The 19,962-nt window shown below is 35.8% G+C and carries 13 protein-coding genes and 1 pseudogene; 6 read left to right on the top strand and 8 right to left on the bottom strand.

Features of this window, described 5'->3' with window-relative positions:
• Positions 1–184: 184 nt before the first annotated feature.
• A complete protein-coding gene (locus tag H5V42_RS11555) occupies positions 185–496 on the bottom strand; it encodes a hypothetical protein (protein ID WP_185783324.1) in 312 nt (103 codons plus the stop codon).
• A 64-nt stretch (positions 497–560) separates the two neighbouring features.
• Positions 561–1,688: a site-specific tyrosine recombinase/integron integrase gene (gene xerA / locus H5V42_RS11550; RefSeq protein ID WP_185783323.1), complete on the bottom strand. Its 1,128-nt coding sequence runs from the start codon at positions 1,686–1,688 to the stop codon at positions 561–563.
• An 85-nt stretch (positions 1,689–1,773) separates the two neighbouring features.
• Here xerA and H5V42_RS11545 point away from each other — a divergent pair, with 85 nt between their 5' ends.
• Complete coding sequence (locus H5V42_RS11545; protein ID WP_185783322.1) at positions 1,774–2,157, top strand: hypothetical protein; 384 nt, start codon at positions 1,774–1,776, stop codon at positions 2,155–2,157.
• A gap of 36 nt (positions 2,158–2,193) precedes the next feature.
• On the opposite strand, the gene H5V42_RS11540 is transcribed toward H5V42_RS11545, so the two are convergent.
• The 6 genes and pseudogenes from H5V42_RS11540 to H5V42_RS11515 form a co-directional block, all read right to left on the bottom strand.
• Positions 2,194–4,125, bottom strand: a complete 1,932-nt coding sequence (locus H5V42_RS11540) for an OmpA family protein (protein ID WP_185783321.1) — start codon at positions 4,123–4,125, stop codon at positions 2,194–2,196.
• 1 nt (position 4,126) lies between these two features.
• Positions 4,127–5,056, bottom strand: coding sequence for a PorP/SprF family type IX secretion system membrane protein (locus H5V42_RS11535; protein WP_185783320.1), 930 nt, complete (start codon positions 5,054–5,056; stop codon positions 4,127–4,129).
• A gap of 14 nt (positions 5,057–5,070) precedes the next feature.
• On the bottom strand, positions 5,071–9,288 hold the full coding sequence (locus H5V42_RS11530; RefSeq protein ID WP_185783319.1) for a choice-of-anchor L domain-containing protein: 4,218 nt from the start codon (positions 9,286–9,288) through the stop codon (positions 5,071–5,073).
• 239 nt (positions 9,289–9,527) lie between these two features.
• The gene (locus H5V42_RS11525; protein WP_185783318.1) at positions 9,528–9,677 is read right to left on the bottom strand and encodes a hypothetical protein; all 150 of its coding nucleotides are present in this window, start codon (positions 9,675–9,677) and stop codon (positions 9,528–9,530) included.
• A 101-nt stretch (positions 9,678–9,778) separates the two neighbouring features.
• Positions 9,779–11,158: pseudogene (locus H5V42_RS11520) on the bottom strand (sugar porter family MFS transporter).
• A gap of 39 nt (positions 11,159–11,197) precedes the next feature.
• Positions 11,198–12,430 carry a 3-deoxy-D-manno-octulosonic acid transferase gene (locus tag H5V42_RS11515; RefSeq protein ID WP_185783317.1) on the bottom strand — a complete coding sequence of 411 codons (1,233 nt, stop codon included), beginning with the start codon at positions 12,428–12,430 and terminating at the stop codon, positions 11,198–11,200.
• Positions 12,431–12,520: 90 nt separating this feature from the next.
• Here H5V42_RS11515 and H5V42_RS11510 point away from each other — a divergent pair, with 90 nt between their 5' ends.
• The 5 genes from H5V42_RS11510 to H5V42_RS11490 all read left to right on the top strand — a co-directional run bounded on the left by H5V42_RS11510 (position 12,521) and on the right by H5V42_RS11490 (position 19,946).
• A complete protein-coding gene (locus H5V42_RS11510; protein WP_185783316.1) occupies positions 12,521–13,672 on the top strand; it encodes a DegT/DnrJ/EryC1/StrS family aminotransferase in 1,152 nt (383 codons plus the stop codon).
• 4 nt (positions 13,673–13,676) lie between these two features.
• On the top strand, positions 13,677–14,702 hold the full coding sequence (gene galE, locus H5V42_RS11505) for a UDP-glucose 4-epimerase GalE (RefSeq protein WP_185783315.1): 1,026 nt from the start codon (positions 13,677–13,679) through the stop codon (positions 14,700–14,702).
• 88 nt (positions 14,703–14,790) lie between these two features.
• Entirely contained in the window at positions 14,791–16,068 is a 1,278-nt protein-coding gene (locus tag H5V42_RS11500) for a metal-dependent hydrolase family protein (RefSeq protein WP_185783314.1), read from the top strand.
• 95 nt (positions 16,069–16,163) lie between these two features.
• Positions 16,164–18,980 carry a 2-oxoglutarate dehydrogenase E1 component gene (locus H5V42_RS11495; RefSeq protein ID WP_185783313.1) on the top strand — a complete coding sequence of 939 codons (2,817 nt, stop codon included), beginning with the start codon at positions 16,164–16,166 and terminating at the stop codon, positions 18,978–18,980.
• A 3-nt stretch (positions 18,981–18,983) separates the two neighbouring features.
• A complete protein-coding gene (locus H5V42_RS11490; protein WP_185783312.1) occupies positions 18,984–19,946 on the top strand; it encodes a M23 family metallopeptidase in 963 nt (320 codons plus the stop codon).
• Positions 19,947–19,962: the final 16 nt, after the last annotated feature.

Raw genomic sequence — 19,962 nt, 5'->3', positions numbered from 1 at the left:
TTGATAGCAGTGTCCAACAAACTTTTAAAACAAGCATTTGCCATTGCAAAATCAGGGATACCCTATGATGAAAATTATGTGTCCAGATTAACTTAAAAGAACTTGTTTTTTAACTCAGTTCTTTGTTAGCCACTGTTTTTTTATTTTTTTCACGGCCTCCATGATTTAAATTACTTAAAATTTATCACCTGTAGGAGGTGTATCCGACCAAACTCCAAACAATGAATAGTCCCAAGAGGCCTATTTTTGCATATCCAAAAAACACGCTAACTAATAGTATCAGACTAAGTCCAAGAGCTATCATCTTCATGCTATTTTTCCTTTTAGGTCTTAGTCCCTTGTAGTTAATTGATTGTTTTAGAAAGATTTCATCCGATTTTTTTAAATAGTACTGTATTTCAGAATCATCAAATCCCTTCTCTTTCATTTTGTTTTTTATATCCTCCGACCCAAGGCCTTTTGCCCTTAAGGATACACTATAATCCAATTTATTCATTTAATCAAAATTGTGGCTAACGTAGGGATATAGATCATGATCTATATATGTTTTATATGTGGAACTAAGATAAGAGATCTCGAACCTCTTTAAATGAACTTTCCGCCACATGAGTATATATTTCGGTTGTTTTGGTAGAATTATGGCCCAAAAGTATTTGAATATGCCTAATATCGGTTCCTGTTTCTAATAAGTGGGTGGCAAAACTATGTCTTAACATATGGGGCGTAACCTTTTTTTGAATTCCTGCCTTTAAAGCTGCATTTCTAATAATTTTGACAACACTAGAAGCACTGTAAGGTCTGCCGTAAGGCCCTTCAAACAAATAATTCTTAGGTCTGTAAGCTTTAAAATACTTCCTTAAATCGTTTAAAAGCGTAGGACTAAGTACCGTCATTCTATCTTTATTGCCTTTAGCACCTCTTACACTTATCAACATTCGTTTACTATCAATATCATCAATCTTGAGCTGTAATAATTCGCTTCTTCTTAATCCTGCAGCATATAATAATGATACTATACACTTATGCTTTAAATTATTAGTGTTCGTTATTAGGTTAACAATTTCTTCTTTAGAAAGTACCCTAGGTAGTTGCGTTTGTTTTCTTGGCCTTTCTATGGCATAAAATCTGTTGGGCATACCCATGACAACCTCATAATAAAATTTAATACTATTTACAGACTGATTAATATATGAATTGGAGAACCCTTTTTGAATAATGTGTTTTAAGTAGTCTCTAATTTCTAATTCAGAGATTTCTTGCGGGTCAATGTTTGAGAAATGGTTGATAAAGGTTTCAAAATGATGAACATAGGTTTTAACAGTATTGTCGGCGTACTTTCTTAATTCTAATTTATCTAAATACGCTTCCGGACATCTTTTATAATTCTTCTTAAGTTTTCGATTTCTATACCAAGTTATATTTTTAGGCCCCTCTGCATTCATTTCAAAGTTTTCATCAAAGAAATAATTGCCATTAATCCAAACCTCTCCTTTAAAGGTTTCAAAAATCAGCTCAAGGTTTGCTTTATTGTTTTCAATATAAAACATCGCAAAATCAGTAGACCAGTTAACATTTGACATTCCTTCTAATAAAGCCTGAGTAACCTTATCAGATTTAAATTGAAGGCCGATTTGCCTAATGCCATCAATAAATAAGTGCTTAAGTGTTATACTTCTTCCTTGAAACATAAGGTGAATTTTTAGGCAATCTCATTAAAAAAAAGAAATTAAATAGTAATTTATACGCTTAATATCCGACTACAAACGACAACAAATGTTTACAAACAGAAAATGTCCCGTATGTGGTGATACTATAAAGGGTAGGGCAGATAAAAAATATTGTAGCTTAAAATGTAAAAGCATTAACCAATATGAAAAACGTCAAACAGAAGAAACGTTTTATTTAAAGGTTGAAAAACAATTACGCACCAATAGAAAAATTCTAAAATATTACAACAAGTCTGGTTTTACCACATTGAGAAAATCAGAGCTTGTAAAAGCTGGTTTTGATTCGCGTTTTTATACCCATCAATGGAAAAACCATAAAAATGAAGTGTACCACTTTGTTTATGAGTTTGGTTTCTTAGAAAAGACCATAAACGGTAAGGAAAAATATGTTCTGGTCATTTGGCAAGATTATATGAATTTAGGTAAGTGAAAAACGTCCCTAAAGCTCCTTTTAAAGGGGCTTTTTTTATTGAACTATTATAAATTCTGATCGTCTATTAAGTTCATGTTCTTCTTTTGAACATTGAACACCATTAGCACAACGGTTTAACAATTTTTTTTCGCCAAAACCTTCAGCTGTTATGCGCTCTGGAGCAATACCATTATCAATTAAATATTGCCCTGTAGATTTTGCTCTACGGTCAGATAATTCTAGATTATAACTATCTCTACCACGACTATCTGTATGCGAGCGTATTTCTATTTTTACTTCAGGAAAATCTACCATATACGCTAAGACTTTATTTAATTCTTCTGCAGCGTCTGGTCTAATGGTTGCTTTGTTAGTGTCAAAATAAATAGGATTCAATTGGAGCAATACGGCTAAATCTGTACCTACCTCTGCTGGTGCAGGTATTGGTTTAAGTTCCAGTTCTAAATTTTCTATGGATAGACCATCTTTTAAATCAAATGATTTTTCTGTTGGTTCAAAACCTTCTTTACTCGCTCTTATAATAAATCGTTTAGTGGTATTACAACTTAGACTTTCTAAAAATTCACCACTACTATTAGTTGCCGTAGACTTTATCAGTGATCCGTCTCGGTTTACGATGGTAAGATTAACATCTTGTATTAAGGTACCATTCTCTATATTTATAGTATAGCCAGAAACATTAAGATTACAATCTAAATTGAAGGGTTTTAAAAGGTCGAAAGCATAAATGTCGTCACCGCCTTTTCCGCCTTCACGGTTAGATGCAAAATAACCAGCAGTACCTAATTTGTTAATTACTATTGAAAAATCGTCTTGACTACTATTTATTGGTGTACCCAGGTTTTGAACCATAGGTTTTGAACTTTCTAATTTGGTAACATAAATATCTAAACCTCCTAATCCAGGACGACCATCAGAAGCAAAAAAGAGTTGGTTGTTGGCATCAATAAATGGAAAGGTTTCTCTACCTTCTGTGTTAAAGTCTGGTCCCAAATTTTGAGGTGTTCCAAAACTTCCGTCGGCATTAATTGTAACCACATAAATGTCTGATAACCCAAATGTGCCAGGCATGTTAGATGCAAAAAATAGTTTATTTTCTTGAGGATTTAGTGCCGGATTTGCTATAGAATAGGAATCGCCACCAAAAGGGAGTTCTTCAAAATTGGTCCATTTGTTTTCTATAAATTCCGCACGAATAATTTTTAAATGATTGATACCTGCAGAATCACGTACCAATCTCCCATCTTTAACATTGTTTCTTGTAAAATAAATGGTTTTACCGTCTTTGGTAAAAGTAGCCGAAGATTCGTGAGCAAAGCTGTTGAGTTCTTCTGATAGCTCTTCTGAGGAGGAATTTTTTTGAACCTTATAAAGGTTTAAAAACGGATTTTTATTCCACTCATGAATCTTTTTAATCACTGTACCGGTATCTCTGCTGCTGCTAAAAACTATAGTTTCATTCCATAGTGTAGGAGAAAAATCAGAATAGGAAGAATTGTGTTCAAAGGATTTTAATTGAAAATATTCTTCATTGTTTTTGATTTCAAAATTCACTCCTTCTAAGCTTTTGAAAGTAGCAGCGCGTTGCTCAGTATCTGCCTGTTGTAAGTAAAGATTCATTAAACGTTTAGATGCATCATAGTCCTCTAAACTTTTGAGGGTTTGCGCATACTTATATAAATACTGAGGTTCGTTGATACCGTTAGGAAGCTCTGATAATTTTTTATACCATTTAGCTGCTTCAGTGTATTGACCATTTAGATAGTTGGCGTCTCCGAGTTTTTGAAATATAACTCGTGAGCTTAAGCCTTTTTCAACCAATGCTTCATAGGTCTCAATAGCATTGATATATTGATAATTATCAAATTTTTCTAAAGCCTCTTTTTCTTTTTGACTTTGACCTAAAGCCAAAAATGAACACCATAGAAAGTAAATAAACAGAAAAATATGTTTTGTGGTCTTCATACTAGAAAAATCTTGGGGTTACCACTTTTTTATACTTGGTTAAAAATTCATATCTAAGTAGAACTTCAAATGAGCCATTATTAAAAGATTGGCTACCTAGTGCTGTTGTTTCTTTATCATAAGCCAAACCAAGCATTAATTGGTCTGACAATTGAAATCCAAAAAGTGCACTCCAAGCAGCACTCCATCGATAAGCGCCTCCAAAAGTGAACTTTTCATTATATAAAAAGTTAGCTGATAAATCTACTTGTAAAGGTGCGCCATTAACTGCTTTGAACAACACAGCTGGTTTAAATTTCCAATTGTAACTAAGCTCAGTAACGGTGCCGGCAATGGCATACCAGTTCATACGTTCTTGAGCTAAAAAGGTGTTGCCGCCAGCATTATCAAAATGTTCAGTTTCTAGAAAGTTGGGTACTGATAAACCAACATAAAATGCATCAGAGTGGTAATAAATACCAGCACCAAAATTTGGAGAAAATCTGTTGTCAACATTACTTTCTTGTGGTACTCCAGAAGAAGGATTAAAACGTTCTAATTTATTAAAATCAATATTTAATAAATGCCCGCCTGCCTTTAAACCAAAAGATAATTTAGCTGTATTTTCTAAGGGTATAGTATATGAGAAAAGAGCGTCAAAATAGGTTTCTTGGTTGGTTCCATTACCAATTTCATCATTGACTATTGATAATCCTAATCCAACTCTTTCTGTGACTGGTGAATGTATGTTAATGGTTTGGGTTGTTGGTGCGCCCTCTAAACCAATCCATTGCGCTCGGTATAAACCAGCTACACTTAGCATACCACGTGAACCGGTATATGCAGGGTTTACAGATACCGTATTGTACATATACTGGGTATACTGAGCATCCTGTTGCGCGCTAAGAACGCTGCTGCTAACTATAAAAAGTACTAACAAGAACTTTTTCATGGTATTGTTCACTTTTATCTATTTATATAGAGGTATCCGTTACTAGTCTTCATTGTTCCATTATCATTATAATTGATAATGTAATAATATACCCCTACAGGTAATTCATCATTTGCAGAAAGTGTTGCTCTTGCTTGTGATACTCCGAAGAAAGCATTTCCACCATTATCATATCCTCTAGTTTCAAAAACTAGTACTCCCCAACGATTAAAGATTTGAACGGTATTATCTGGATAATTTTCAATATTTCGGATTTTAAATGTTCCATCTATTGTACCAGGATATATGTATTCACTCTCCACTTCAATTTCACAATCAGCGCCTTGAGGTGGTGTGCCTCCTAAATTATCACAAGGATTTAATGGGTCTGTACCATCTTGTACCTCTTGGGCATCATTAATTCTGTCATTATCGGTATCAACATCATTAGGGTTGGTGTTAATGGCAATTTCCTCAGCATTTGTTAATCCGTCGCCATCGCAATCATCACTTCCTAATGGTGTACCACCAATAGAGTCACAAGAATCGTTAGGGTCAGTACCATCTATTAGTTCTTGGTCATCTTGTATACCATCGCCATCAGAATCATCAAAACTTATCGTAATACTTACAGTAGCAGTTCGGCAAATTAACACACCAGATTCATCATTACAGACCTCGTATTCTACAGTAACCGTTTGCCCAGCTTCACTTAAAATTGGAATATAGGTAAGCGTGCCGTTTTCGGCATTCAAAGTAATAGTGCCTTGTGCTGAACCATTTCCTGTATTGGTCAAAACGGTTGTGCCTAAATTATTTGCATCGTTATTTGACAAATAATCGTCATTAGCTAAAATGGAAACTATAAAAGTGTCTCCAACCGCTCCTGAAGCTGTATCATCTAATGCTGTTGGTGAATTTGGGTTGGGGTCTAAACTATCAATATTTCCATCACCATCAGTATCAGCATCAAAAGGGTCAGTACTATTTCCATCAGGATTTGCGGCTGTAGCAGCATCATCAACTCCTGTTAGTTCTTCGGCGTTTGTTAAACCATCATTATCACAGTCTGAAGTATTTAAAGGAGTTCCACCTACTGAGTCACAATCGTCTAACGGATTTGTAGCATCTGTATTTACTTCTTGGCCATCTTGTATACCATCCCCGTCTGTGTCTGGATTTTCCGGGTCTGTACCTAAAGAAGATTCCTCAGAGTTTAAAAGTCCATCATTGTCACAATCCGAAGTGCCGAGCGGGGTTCCGCCTGCCGAATCACAATCATTTAAGGGGTCTGTACTATCGGTATTCACTTCTTGTCCGTCTAAAATACCATCACCATCGGTATCAGGATTATTAGGGTCAGTGCCAGCGGTTACTTCATCATCATTAGATAAGCCATCGTTATCACAATCAGAGGTGCCTAGCGGAGTGCCGCCTACAGAATCACAATCGTCTAGCGGGTTGGTGGTATCAGTATTTACTTCTTGTCCGTCTAGTATTCCATCACCATCGGTATCCGGATTTTCAGGGTCTGTACCAGCTGTAACTTCATCTGTATTGGATAACCCATCGTTATCACAATCAGAGGTGCCTAGCGGAGTTCCACCTACCGAATCACAATCATTTAAAGGGTCTGTACTATCGGTATTTACTTCTTGTCCGTCTAAAATACCATCACCATCAGTATCAGGATTATTAGGGTCAGTGCCAGCGGTTAATTCATCATCATTAGATAAGCCATCGTTATCACAGTCAGAGGTGCCTAGCGGAGTGCCACCTACAGAATCACAATCATCTAGCGGGTCTGTGGTATCAATAGTTACTTCTTGTCCGTCTAGTATTCCATCACCATCTGTATCCGGATTATCAGGGTCTGTACCAGCGGTGGTTTCATCATCATTAGATAAGCCATCACTATCACAATCTGAAGTTCCTAGCGGAGTTCCACCTACCGAATCACAATCATCTAATGGGTCTGTACTATCTGTATTTACTTCTTGTCCGTCTAAAATACCGTCGCCATCTGAATCTGGGTTATCGGGGTCTGTACCTGCTGCTGTTTCTTCATCAGTTGTTAGACCGTCTGCGTCACAATCTGATGTTCCTCTGGGCGACCCTCCGATAGAGTCACAAACATCCAACGGGTCAGTACCGTCTGTGTTTACTTCTTGCCCATCTTGAATGCCATCACCATCGGTATCCGGATTATCAGGGTCTGTACCAGCGGTGGTTTCATCATCATTAGATAAACCGTCACTATCACAATCTGAAGTTCCTAGCGGAGTTCCACCTACAGAATCGCAATCGTCTAAAGGGTCTGTACTATCTGTGTTTACTTCTTGCCCGTCTAAAATGCCATCACCATCGGTATCTGCATTGTCAGGGTTTGTACCAGCAGCTGTTTCTTCGTCAGTAGTTAATCCGTCTGCATCACAATCTGATGTTCCTAGTGGAGTGCCGCCAACGGAATCACAATCATCTAGCGGGTCGGTGGTATCAGTAGTTACTTCTTGCCCGTCTAAAATGCCATCACCATCTGTATCCGGGTTATTAGGGTCTGTACCAGCGGTAGTTTCATCATCATTAGATAAACCGTCACTATCACAATCTGATGTTCCTAGTGGAGTACCGCCTACAGAATCACAATCATCTAAAGGGTCTGTACTATCGGTATTAACTTCTTGTCCGTCTAAAATACCGTCGCCATCTGAATCTGGGTTGTCGGGGTCTGTACCTGCTGTAGTTTCGTCAGCATTTGTTAAACCATCATTATCACAGTCTGAAGTGCCTAGTGGAGTTCCACCATTAGAATCACAATCATCTAAGGGGTCAGTATTATCAAGATTAGTTTCTATTTGATTAGGTACACCATCACCATCACAGTCATCTAATCCCCAAGCAAAACTAGGAGATAGTGTTTGACTAGTTAAAATAAAATCACAAGAATCATTAGGGTCAGTACCGTCAGCAATTTCATCATTATCTTCAACTCCGTCACCATCTGTATCTGTACTACAAGAAGCAGGTGCTGTGGCAATGTTGGAGTTTGTTAAGCTACATGCACCGTTGTCTGAAAAAGAAGCCGTTAATTCTAGCGGACCTCCATCTGCAGGTAATTGCACTCCAATAAAAGTATGAGAGGTAGAAGAATCTAAACTGCCTACGGCAACACTTGCAGCACCATCACCAGATAAATCAAGAGTGCCCGTTGGTATTGGGTCTTGAAAATTAACGGTTATATCAGCAGTGTAAAAATCATCAGATCCGTCATTAGAAGTTAAATTGCCGTTACAATCTGAAATATTACTAGCCGTAATTGAATTAATATTACATGAAATAATACCTGAAATTTGGTCGATAAAAACAGCAGAGTCTAAAGCAGCATCACCAGTATCTGCAATTGCCATTTTAAAACGGTAGGTGCTACCAGAGGTTAATCCTTCTATAGAACCTGTTAGTGTTCTTGTAACTCCATTGTATTCAGTTATTATGGTAGGTGTTCCTGAGTTAGTATTGCAAGAAGCCCCTGAAGTATCATGACCATTATTTATGTAGAATGCTGATTGGGTTAAATCTTCTGGTGCTGCATCATCATTACAACCCAAAAAACCTGCATTAATGGTGTTTACGGCAACAGGATTTGTGGTTCCTGGTACTATAGCTATATTTTGACTTCCTGTAATTCCAGGTCCGGAAACAAAAAAACCAAAAATGTCATTAAATACAGAACCCACATAATCAGGATATTCATCTGAACCAAATTGATAAGAAATTATTATACCATCGTAGCCTGGGTCAAGTACAACGTCAAAAGAAAATACAACAACATCTCTATTAGCTGTAGGGTCTATAGCAGTGATATCAGGGTCATCATAGGTGGCAGGTCCAGGGGCATTAATAGTTGCTTGTAAAGCTGAGTTAGTTCTAAATGCCTGGCTAACACCTCCTGTAGACAATACTACACCGTTGTCTATTTCAAGATTTGCACCTGCATTTCCATTGGAAAAAACTCCTACCTGACTTCCTCTATCACCAGTTTCTAATGTAGCATTAGATAAAGATAATCCGGTAGTTTGTAGCTCTGTTAAAATATCGGCATTGGTAGAACCTGAACTAAAAGTAGCTTGCGCATGTATGTTTATTGAACCACAAAAGAAAATTCCCAGTAGGCCAATTCTAAAAACTGATTGAAAGACATGTTTTTGGGAACCTAATTTTTTTATAAAATGTTCGAAAACAGTAATGTTAGGCATAGGCAGTTAGTTGATTTCAACACTAATTTTGAAAAACTTACATTTTTAATACTCAGTAACTGAGGTAAAAACTACGTAAATAAATTGTGGTGTGAAAGAAAAGTTAACATTTCAACGGTGAAAAACGTTGTTTTGACCGAAAAATTGCTTGATTACAAGCGTTAAGTTTTCATAACAAACTATGCCTTGAACATGAGAAAGTTATTGTGAAAAATGCAAAATATAGATGGTAGGAAGTTTTAAAACTCCCATCCGAGGGTATCAAATATGCCTAATACATCTAATAAAATGCAAACCGGTATGGCTATTAAAATAATTACTAAGGCAAAAACCATTATTCGTAAAAAACCAGCCAAAAAAGAAGTTCCAACAGTAGCGTTTTGATTCATAATTTTACAATTAGTTATTGAATTTAATGAATAATTGTTAAAACTTCCCTTGTTTTACTGTAAGTATTCGACTAAATAACAAAAAGTATAGTTGAAGTCAATTATTCTTTCTTACTCAACTTTTTGGCTAATGCTTCCAAAGACACTCCTTTGGTTTCTGGCATCATAAATGCAACAAACAATAATTGTAAAACCATCATTGCGGAGAAAAAATAAAATATTGGGTAAGGGTTTTCTTTGAAAATACCAATTTCACTATCTAAAAATGTTGGTGTTAGTAAGGTTATTAAAGCTGCAAATACCCAATGGGTTCCAGTACCCCAAGCTTGGCCGTAAGCACGGACTTTTGTAGGAAATATTTCAGAAATGAACACCCAAATTACTGCACCTTGGCCAACAGCATGCGATGCAATAAAAACCAGAATAAAAATTAATAACAATGTAGAATTTGCACTAGCATAAAAACACCATCCAACCATAGCTAGACTAATAATATACCCTATAGAACCTATGTACATTAATTGTTTTCTTCCCAAACGGTCTATTAATGCAATACCTATAAATGTGAAAATAAGATTGATTACGCCAATAGCTATAGAACTGAATAAAGATTCACCTGAAGCCAAACCAGCGCGTTCTAAAATCTCTGGTGCATAATAGAGTACAAAGTTTATACCAGAGAGTTGGTTAAAAACTGCCAAGAGAAAAGCTAGTACTAAAGGTTTTTGATATTTTCCTGAAAACAATTTTTCTTTCTGGGTGCTTACTTCTTGCGATAAAGAATTTTGCAGATTCACAATTTCTAATTCTGCAGTTTCTTCTTTTATTCCAAGAGCAATCATAGCCTTTTTCACTTTTTCATTGGATTGTTTTTTCATCATTAACTATCTTGGACTATTGGGAATGTTTAAAACAAACATGGCATAAATTAGAGCAGGAATACCTTCTACACCCAACATCCATCGCCAAGATACTTCTGAAGAGAATAGAGAGCCAATTGCATAGTTGGATATAAAAGCAATTAGAATACCAAATACTATATTAAATTGATACATGGCAGTTAATCTACCTCTATTATCAGCTGACGATATTTCTGAAATATAAATAGGAGCAGCTACAGAAGACGCTCCTACGCCTACACCGCCTATAAATCTAAAAAAGGAAAAACTGTACGCCTCTGGAGCTAACGCAGAACCAACTGCTGATAAAAAGTATAAAACTCCAATCCAAAAAAGTGTTTTTTTCCGACCTAATTTATCTGTTGGAACTCCTCCAAATAAAGAACCAAGAACCGTTCCCCATAAGGCCATAGACATTATAAATATTCCGTGAAAGGTAAAAAGAGAGTCTCCTAGAAACCAGTTGGTTCCCCATAATTCTTTTATGGGTTGGTTGGCCCCACTGATTACTACAGTATCAAATCCAAATAAAAACCCGGCCAGTGCAGCAGTTAGAGATATACGAAAAATGCGTTTATCCATTAGTTTATTTAGTTTAGTGATTTCACTAAACTACTAAATTTAAACCAGTGATTCTATTTCTTTTATTATGATAGATGTAGCGCCCTTTTTGTTGTGGATATACTCGTGATTTAATTTTCCTATTCTCTTGCGTTCAGCTTTTGAATTCAAAAAATTACTCATAACCGTTTTAAAATTATTCGCAGATGAAATGGATAGAATACCTCCTTTTTTAACCAATTCTTCAGCCTCAGCAAAATCAGAATAATTAGGTCCAATGATTACAGGAATACCAAAAACTGCTGGCTCTAAGGTATTATGAAGTCCTGTTTTAAAGCCACCACCTACATAAGCAATATTGGCATAATTGTATACTTTGGTCAATAAACCAATAGTGTCTAAAATTAAAACTTCAGCAGCTTGTAAATCTATTTTGTCCAATTCAGAAAACAATACTGTTTTTTTATTAATAGCTTTTTGTAGTTCCGCTATATGTGTAGGTTTAATATTATGCGGGGCAATAACTGTTTTTAAGTTTTCTTCTTTATTAATAAATGGAATAATAATAGCCTCGTCTTCTGGCCATGTACTGCCAGCCACAAAACAGCATTCTTTAGTTGTAAATGCTTGCATAAAGTCAAGATAATTATCCTGGCTTACAATTTTTGAGACTCTATCAAATCGGGTGTCACCACTTACTATGCTATTGGTTATGCTGATAGAATTTAAAAGTTCTTGTGAAGCTTCGTTCTGCACAAATATCTTATTGAACCGCGCCAGGCTTTTACGCATAAATTGTCCGTATGGTTTAAAATAAATCTGTTTTTCTGAGAATAAGGCAGAAGTCAAAACCACAGGAATAGAGGCTTTGTTGAGCTGCCTCAAGTAATTTGGCCACACATCATATTTAATAAATATGGCCAATTTAGGCTTTGAAGTTGATATGAATTTTTTGACATTTTTTGGGGTGTCTAGCGGTAAATAACAAATAGCATCGGCCACTTTAGAGTTCTTTTTTACTTCGTAACCAGAAGGTGAAAAAAAGGTAACCATAAACGCAAATTGGGGATGGTTTTCTTTTAGTTTTTCTAAAATGGGAAGCCCTTGTTCAAATTCGCCCAAAGAGGCTGCGTGAATCCAAATCAGTGGTTTGTTGGCGGGTATTGATTTTTGTAAAATTTCATAGACTTGTTTTCTCCCATTTACAAAAAGTTTCAGCTTAGAATTAAATGGCGCTATTAGTTTTAAAATAAAACTAGCTAGGTATACTAAAAAAGTATAAATAGTATTCAACTAAATTTTGTTTTTAGCGAAAATACGTTTCTTTCGTTTAAGGGCATTCTACCTACTAATTTTCTTACTTTTGGGGTGTAAAATTGGTACATGAAAAAAATTCAAATGGTAGACCTTCAAGGTCAGTATGAGGGTATAAAAGAACAAGTAAATGCATCTTTTAAAAATGTTTTGGATTCTGCGGCATTTATAAATGGCCCAGAAGTGCATGCTTTTCAAAAAGAATTAGAGGAATATTTAGATGTAAAACATGTAATACCTTGTGCTAATGGTACCGATGCTTTGCAAATATGCATGATGGGTTTAGGGTTAAAGCCAGGAGATGAGGTAATTACTGCTGATTTTACCTTTGCTGCCACTGTTGAAGTTATTGCCTTACTGGGTCTTACTCCGATATTGGTTGATGTTGATAAAGAGACATTTAATATTGATATAAACGCAGTAAAAAAAGCTATTACGCCAAAAACAAAAGCAATAGTTCCAGTGCACTTATTTGGACAGTGTGCAGATATGGATGCACTGCTAAAAATTGCCAATGAACATAAGTTGTTTTTAATTGAAGATAATGCGCAAGCAATTGGAGCTACCTATACTTCTAAAACGGGTAAAAAATCCAAGGCAGGTAGTTTAGGTCATGTAGCGGCAACCTCTTTCTTTCCTTCTAAAAATTTAGGGTGTTACGGAGATGGTGGCGCTATATTCACCAATGATGATGAGTTGGCACATACCATTAGAGGAATGGTAAATCATGGAATGTACAAAAGGTATCATCATGATGTGGTTGGGGTAAATTCTAGGTTAGATTCTTTGCAAGCAGTTGTGCTAAGGGCCAAGTTACCTAAGTTAGATACCTATAATTCACTTAGACGAAATTCAGCTAGAAAATATAATGAACGATTAAAAAATCAGCCATATATTATTTTGCCTAAAACAGTGAACAATTGTGAGGGTATCTGTGATACTTGTGATTGCCATGTTTTTCATCAATACACCCTAAGAATTACCAATGGAAAAAGAGACGCGCTTGTAAAACATTTGAATGAAAATAACGTTCCTTGTGGTGTGTATTATCCAATTCCGTTACACCAACAAAAAGCTTATGTTGATGAACGGTATAAAGAAACTGATTTTCCTGTGACAAATATGTTGGTGGAGGAAGTAATATCACTTCCTATGCATACTGAGTTGGATGATGAACAAATAAATTTTATTACCAAACTAATCATCGAATTTGTAAACTAATTACATGAGTAAAAAAATACTAGTAACAGGGGGTTTAGGTTTTATAGGTTCTCATACAGTTGTTGAATTACAAAATGAAGGTTTTGAGGCTGTCATAGTTGATAATCTCTCCAATTCTTCAGAAAAAGTTTTAGACGGAATTTTTGCCATAACAGGTAAAAGGCCAATTTTTGAAAAGTTCGACTTACGCGATAAACAGAAGGTCCAGAATTTTTTTGAAAAACATAAAGATGTTGCAGGCGTAATACATTTTGCAGCTTCTAAAGCAGTGAATGAAAGTGTTGAAGAACCACTTTTGTATTATGAAAATAATTTAGGTGTTTTAACATACATCCTGCAAGAATTGGTTAAAAAGGATAAATCTAATTTTATTTTTAGCTCTTCTTGTACCGTTTATGGTCAAGCAGATGAAATGCCAATTACAGAAAATGCACCAGTAAAACCTGCAGAATCTCCTTATGGTAACACCAAACAAGTAGGGGAAGAAGTAATTAAAGATACTTGTAAAGTAAATGCCCAACTAGCGGCTATTGCTTTGAGATATTTTAATCCAATTGGAGCACATCCATCTGCCGAGATTGGTGAATTGCCTATTGGGGTTCCGCAAAACTTAGTACCATATATTACACAAACTGGAGCGGGTTTGCGGGAGCAACTTTCGGTTTTCGGAGATGATTATCCAACAACAGATGGTACTTGTATAAGAGATTACATACATGTGGTCGATTTAGCAAAAGCACATGTAGCAGCTATGAAAAGATTGGTTGAAGGTAAAAATGATTCTAATTATGAGGTTTTTAACTTGGGAACTGGTAAGGGTAGCTCTGTACTAGAAGTGATTAAAAGTTTTGAAAAAGTTTCTGGAGCTAAATTAAATTATAAGATTGCTCCTCGTAGAGAAGGAGATGTTATTCAGGCTTATGCCGATACTAAAAAAGCAAATAACATTTTAGGCTGGAAAGCACAATCTACGCTAGACGAAGCAATGGCTTCCGCTTGGACATGGGAAAAGAAAATTAGAAATATTTGATATTACTATTTTCAAATAAATATGTAAAGAGGGCTTCGGTCCTCTTTTTTTGTATCTTCTTCCAGCTAATTCAAATAACCATACCAAAATGAAAGCTTTCTTTTTTTTCTTTATTACCCTAGTAACAACCTCATTATTTGCGCAACAGACCTATCTCCATTGTGGCGCAATTTTGAATGTGGAAACTGGTAAAATTTCTAACGAACAAACCATTGTAGTTGAAAATAACAAAATCAAGTCTATAGAAAACGGATATAAAACTGGTGGCGCTAATGATACAGAGGTTGATTTAAAAAACAAAACTATTTTGCCAGGTTTTATAGATATGCATGTGCATATTGAAGGGGAATCTAGTCCAAGTAGATATTTAGAACGTTTTACTGCAAATGATGTAGATGTTGCTTTTCAATCAACCGTTTATGCAGAAAAAACTTTAATGGCTGGCTTTACAACAGTTAGAGATTTAGGTGGTTCTGGCGTTAATATTGCTTTACGTAATGCCATTAATAAAGGAGTGGTTATTGGACCTAGAATTTTTACTGCAGGTAAAGCTATTGGAACAACTGGCGGACATGCTGACCCAACTAATGGTATGCGTAAAGAATATATGGGTGATCCTGGGCCCAAAGAAGGTGTGGTAAATTCACCAGAAGATGCTAAGAAAGCGGTTCGTCAGCGTTACAAGAATGGTGCAGATTGTATTAAAATAACAGCTACTGGTGGGGTAATGAGTGTTGCCAAAAATGGTCAAAACCCACAATTTACCCTTGAAGAAATCAAAGCCATTGTAGAAACTGCAAAAGATTATGGAATGCTTACCGCGGCTCATGCACACGGAGATGAAGGTATGCGTAGAGCTATTTTGGCTGGTATAAAAACTATAGAACACGGCACTCTTATGAAAGAGCCAACTATGGATTTAATGATAGAACATAATACGTATTTAGTGCCTACCATTTCTGCAGGTAAAGCAGCCGCTAAAATGGCAGATATTCCAGGGTACTTACCTCCGGTAGTGGCTAAGAAAGCCAAAGAAATAGGCCCTGTTAGTGAAAAGAATTTTGAAAAAGCGTATAAGAAAGGTGTTCCAATTGCTTTTGGTACAGATGCTGGAGTGTCACCGCATGGCGATAACGGTAAAGAATTTACCTATATGCATGAAGCCGGTATGCCAGTTTTAGATGCTATACGTTCAGCAACTATTACTAATGCCAATTTGCTGGGAATGGGCTCGGAATTAGGACAATTGAAAGAAGGATTTATTGCAGATATTGTTGCTGTGAATGAAAACCCACTAAAAAATGTAAAAACGTTAGAAAAAGTAGTTTTTGTTATGAAAGAGGGTAAGGTTTATAAAAATCCTTAATTCTTTGTTGAATGAACGTATAACTTTCATGTTGGGTTAATGATTTATTGTACTTTTGAAATAATTTTGATTAAAGTTTCAGAAGTAATATCCATATGGATAAATATTCTTTTCTAAACGCGGCACATACTTCGTTTTTTTCGAATATGTATAACCGCTATTTAACAAGCCCTGACAGTGTTGAACCAAGTTGGAGAGCTTTTTTTCAAGGATTTGACTTTGGATTAGAAAGTCAGTTGGATGATTTAGACATTCAACCATCCGCAAATTCTAATGGAGTTGGTGAAGCCTACACAGCAACGGTAAATGGCAGACAAGTTGAAGTACCTCAATCTCTTCAAAAAGAGTTTCAGGTAATTAGACTTATAGATGGTTATCGATCGCGTGGGCATTTATTCACCAAAACAAATCCGGTTAGAGACCGTAGAAAATATGAGCCAACTTTAGAGTTGGAGAATTTTGGTCTTTCTAATAAGGATTTAGAAACCGTGTTTGATGCTGGTAGTATTATTGGTATTGGTCCCAGTTCGTTAAAAAACATTGTTGTTCATTTACAAAGTATCTATTGTGATTCTATAGGTGTAGAATACATGTACATTAGAACTCCAGAACGAATTCAATGGATCCAAGATTGGCTAAATGTAAATGACAATCACCCAAAATTTTCTCCGGATGAAAAGAAAAATATCCTAAGAAAATTAAATGAGGCAGTATCTTTTGAAAGTTTCTTGCATACCAAATATGTTGGTCAAAAGCGTTTTTCTTTAGAAGGTGGAGAATCCTTAATTCCCGCATTAGACGTAATTATTGAAAAGGCTGCAGATGCTGGGGTTAAGCAATTTGTCATGGGTATGGCGCACCGTGGAAGACTAAATGTGCTTACCAATATTTTTGGAAAATCACCTAAAGATATTTTTAGCGAATTTGATGGTAAAGATTATGAAGAAGCCATTTTCGATGGTGATGTAAAATACCATTTAGGTTGGACCTCAATGCGAGAAACAGATTCGGGTAAAATGGTGAATATGAACATTGCCCCCAATCCTTCACATCTAGAAACTGTAAATTCTATTGTAGAAGGTATTACTCGTGCTAAACAAGACAGTTCTCACAAAGAAAACACCTCTGAAGTATTACCAATATTAGTTCATGGAGACGCCGCATTTGCAGGTCAAGGCGTGGTTTATGAAACCATTCAAATGGCTAGACTAGATGGTTATAAAACAGCAGGTACCATACATATCGTAGTAAACAACCAAATTGGTTTTACTACGAACTACTTAGATGCTAGGTCGTCAACCTATTGTACAGATGTTGGTAAAGTTACGTTATCTCCTGTATTGCACGTAAATGCAGATGATGCAGAAGCTGTGGTACACGCTGCAACTTTTGCTCTTGAATATCGTATGCGATATAAAAGAGATGTATTTTTAGATTTATTAGGCTACAGAAAATATGGTCATAATGAGGGTGATGAACCTAAGTTTACCCAACCTTTATTATATAAAGCAATTTCTAAGCATAAGAATCCAAGAGATATTTATGCAGAAAAATTACTTGCCCAAGGTATTATTGATGAGAACTATATCTCAGAATTAGAAAGTACCTATAAAAAAGATTTAGAGGAAGATTTACTAGACTCTAGAAAGGTTGAGAAGACAAGAATTACCCCATTTATGCAAGATGAATGGGAAGGGTTTAGTCAGGTAACCGAAAAAGAAATGCTTAAGCCAATTGATACCAAGTTTGATATTAAAAAACTGGACGAATTGGCTAAAAAAATTACCACCTTACCTGAAGATAAAAAGTTTCTACGAAAAATTGTTCGATTGATTGAAGGTCGAAACAAAATGTATTTTGAAGACAACAAATTAGATTGGGCAATGGGCGAATTGTTAGCCTATGCTTCCTTATTGTCTGAAGGGTATAACGTAAGAATGACAGGCCAAGATGTAGAGCGTGGTACTTTTTCTCATAGACATGCTGTTATTAAAACTGAAATGCATGAGGAAGAGATTGTGCTACACAATAATTTAGGTAACCAACAAAATGGAGATTTCCATATATTTAACTCATTACTTTCAGAATATGCGGTAATGGGCTTTGACTATGGTTATGCCATGGCTAACCCCAATACGTTAACAATTTGGGAAGCTCAGTTTGGTGATTTTAGTAATGGTGCACAAATTGTAATAGACCAGTATTTATCTGCAGCCGAAGATAAATGGAAGCTACAAAACGGTTTGGTTTTATTCTTACCTCATGGGTATGAAGGTCAAGGTGCTGAACACTCTTCTGCACGTATGGAAAGATACCTTCAGTTATGTGCTAAAGATAATATGTATGTGGCTGATGTAACTACTCCAGCCAACTTATTTCACTTGGTAAGAAGACAAATGAAAGCTGGTTTTAGAAAACCGTTGGTTGTATTCACGCCAAAGAGTTTACTGCGTCACCCAAAAGTTGTTTCAACAAAAGAAGAAATGGCCAACGGGAGTTTCCAAGAAGTTATAGATGATGCTAATGCCAAAGTTACCAAAGTCAAAAGTTTAGTTTTCTGTACTGGTAAATTCTACTACGATTTGTTGGCAAAGCAAGAAGAGTTGGGTAGAGAAGATGTTGCATTGGTAAGGTTAGAACAGCTCTTCCCATTACCAGCAGAGCAGATACGAGCGATAATTAAACGTTATAAAAATGCAGATGAGGTAATTTGGGCTCAAGAAGAACCTAGAAATATGGGGGCTTGGGGTCATCTACTTGTGCATTTAGATGAAGCAAAAACATTTAGAGTAGCCTCTAGAAGATTTTATGGAGCACCAGCCGCGGGTAGTGCAGTACGTTCGCAACGTAGACATGCCGAGGTAATCGATTATGTTTTTGATAAGGAGAAAGATAATTTTATCCGTAAGTAGGGCATGAGACTATTTTTACTTGTGTTTTTGAGTTTACCTTATCTATTTTTTGGGCAACAAGAAGACCCCAATTATGCAGGTAAAGCCTTGGCTTTTCAACAAGCCTACAATACAAGTAATTATGTTGCCATATTTAACATGTTTGATATTAACATGAAACAAGCCTTGCCGCTTAATAAAACTCGTGAGTTTTTTACGAATAATGTAAAACAGCAAATGGGTAATATTCAACAAATGCGTTTTTTAGAATTACGCAACGGTGGTCATGTTTACAGAACAAATTTTGATAAGGCAGTTACAGATATTTTAATTTCTTTAGACGCGTCTTTGAGTATTAATGGACTCTATATTTACCCTCCGCAACCCTTAGACGCTCCTGTTATTGAACGTAATAGTACGCCAATGAAATTACCATTTGATGACAAATGGTATGTGTTTTGGGGAGGAATAACTGAAGAAGATAATTATCATGTGGCTTACGAAAATCAGAAATACGCCTATGATTTTCTCATTTTAAATGATGGTGTTAGTTTTAATGAAAGCCCAAAACAGAATGAAAATTATTTTGCTTTTGGTAAAGAAATAAAAGCTCCTTGTAACGCCAGAGTAGTTAAAGTAATAGATGGTGTAGAAGATAATGTTCCAGGAGTTTTAAATAGTGTAGATGTTACCGGTAATACCGTAATTTTAAAAACAGATAATGATGAGTTTTTACTTTTTGCGCATTTAAAAAATGGGTCAATATTGGTAGAAACAGGTCAAGATATTTATGAGGGTGATGTAATAGGCTTGTGTGGTAATTCAGGCAATTCTACTGAGCCTCATCTTCATTTGAGTTTACAGAATACAGAAGATTTTCCTTTAACAATAGGAGGTAAGTTGTTTTTCGATGCTATTTTAGTCAATGGTGAGATTGAACGAGATTACCTTCCAAAAAAAGGAGAGTATATTAGTAATAGCAATTAATAGTATAGCATAAATA

Origin of the sequence: Croceivirga lutea (genome assembly GCF_014235875.1) — a bacterium.
GTDB lineage: Bacteria > Bacteroidota > Bacteroidia > Flavobacteriales > Flavobacteriaceae > Croceivirga > Croceivirga lutea.
The sequence above is the reverse complement of the archived record's forward strand: the minus strand, read 5'-3'. Positions and strand labels throughout refer to the sequence as shown.

Coding starts and splice junctions, on each gene's coding strand:
- H5V42_RS11525 (WP_185783318.1), bottom strand. CDS start 9,677: ATGAATCAAAACGCTACTGTTGGAACTTCTTTTTTGGCTGGTTTTTTA.
- galE (WP_185783315.1), top strand. CDS start 13,677: ATGAGTAAAAAAATACTAGTAACAGGGGGTTTAGGTTTTATAGGTTCT.
- H5V42_RS11555 (WP_185783324.1), bottom strand. CDS start 496: ATGAATAAATTGGATTATAGTGTATCCTTAAGGGCAAAAGGCCTTGGG.
- H5V42_RS11540 (WP_185783321.1), bottom strand. CDS start 4,125: ATGAAGACCACAAAACATATTTTTCTGTTTATTTACTTTCTATGGTGT.
- H5V42_RS11500 (WP_185783314.1), top strand. CDS start 14,791: ATGAAAGCTTTCTTTTTTTTCTTTATTACCCTAGTAACAACCTCATTA.
- H5V42_RS11495 (WP_185783313.1), top strand. CDS start 16,164: ATGGATAAATATTCTTTTCTAAACGCGGCACATACTTCGTTTTTTTCG.
- H5V42_RS11545 (WP_185783322.1), top strand. CDS start 1,774: ATGTTTACAAACAGAAAATGTCCCGTATGTGGTGATACTATAAAGGGT.
- H5V42_RS11530 (WP_185783319.1), bottom strand. CDS start 9,288: ATGCCTAACATTACTGTTTTCGAACATTTTATAAAAAAATTAGGTTCC.
- H5V42_RS11510 (WP_185783316.1), top strand. CDS start 12,521: ATGAAAAAAATTCAAATGGTAGACCTTCAAGGTCAGTATGAGGGTATA.
- H5V42_RS11490 (WP_185783312.1), top strand. CDS start 18,984: ATGAGACTATTTTTACTTGTGTTTTTGAGTTTACCTTATCTATTTTTT.
- xerA (WP_185783323.1), bottom strand. CDS start 1,688: ATGTTTCAAGGAAGAAGTATAACACTTAAGCACTTATTTATTGATGGC.
- H5V42_RS11535 (WP_185783320.1), bottom strand. CDS start 5,056: ATGAAAAAGTTCTTGTTAGTACTTTTTATAGTTAGCAGCAGCGTTCTT.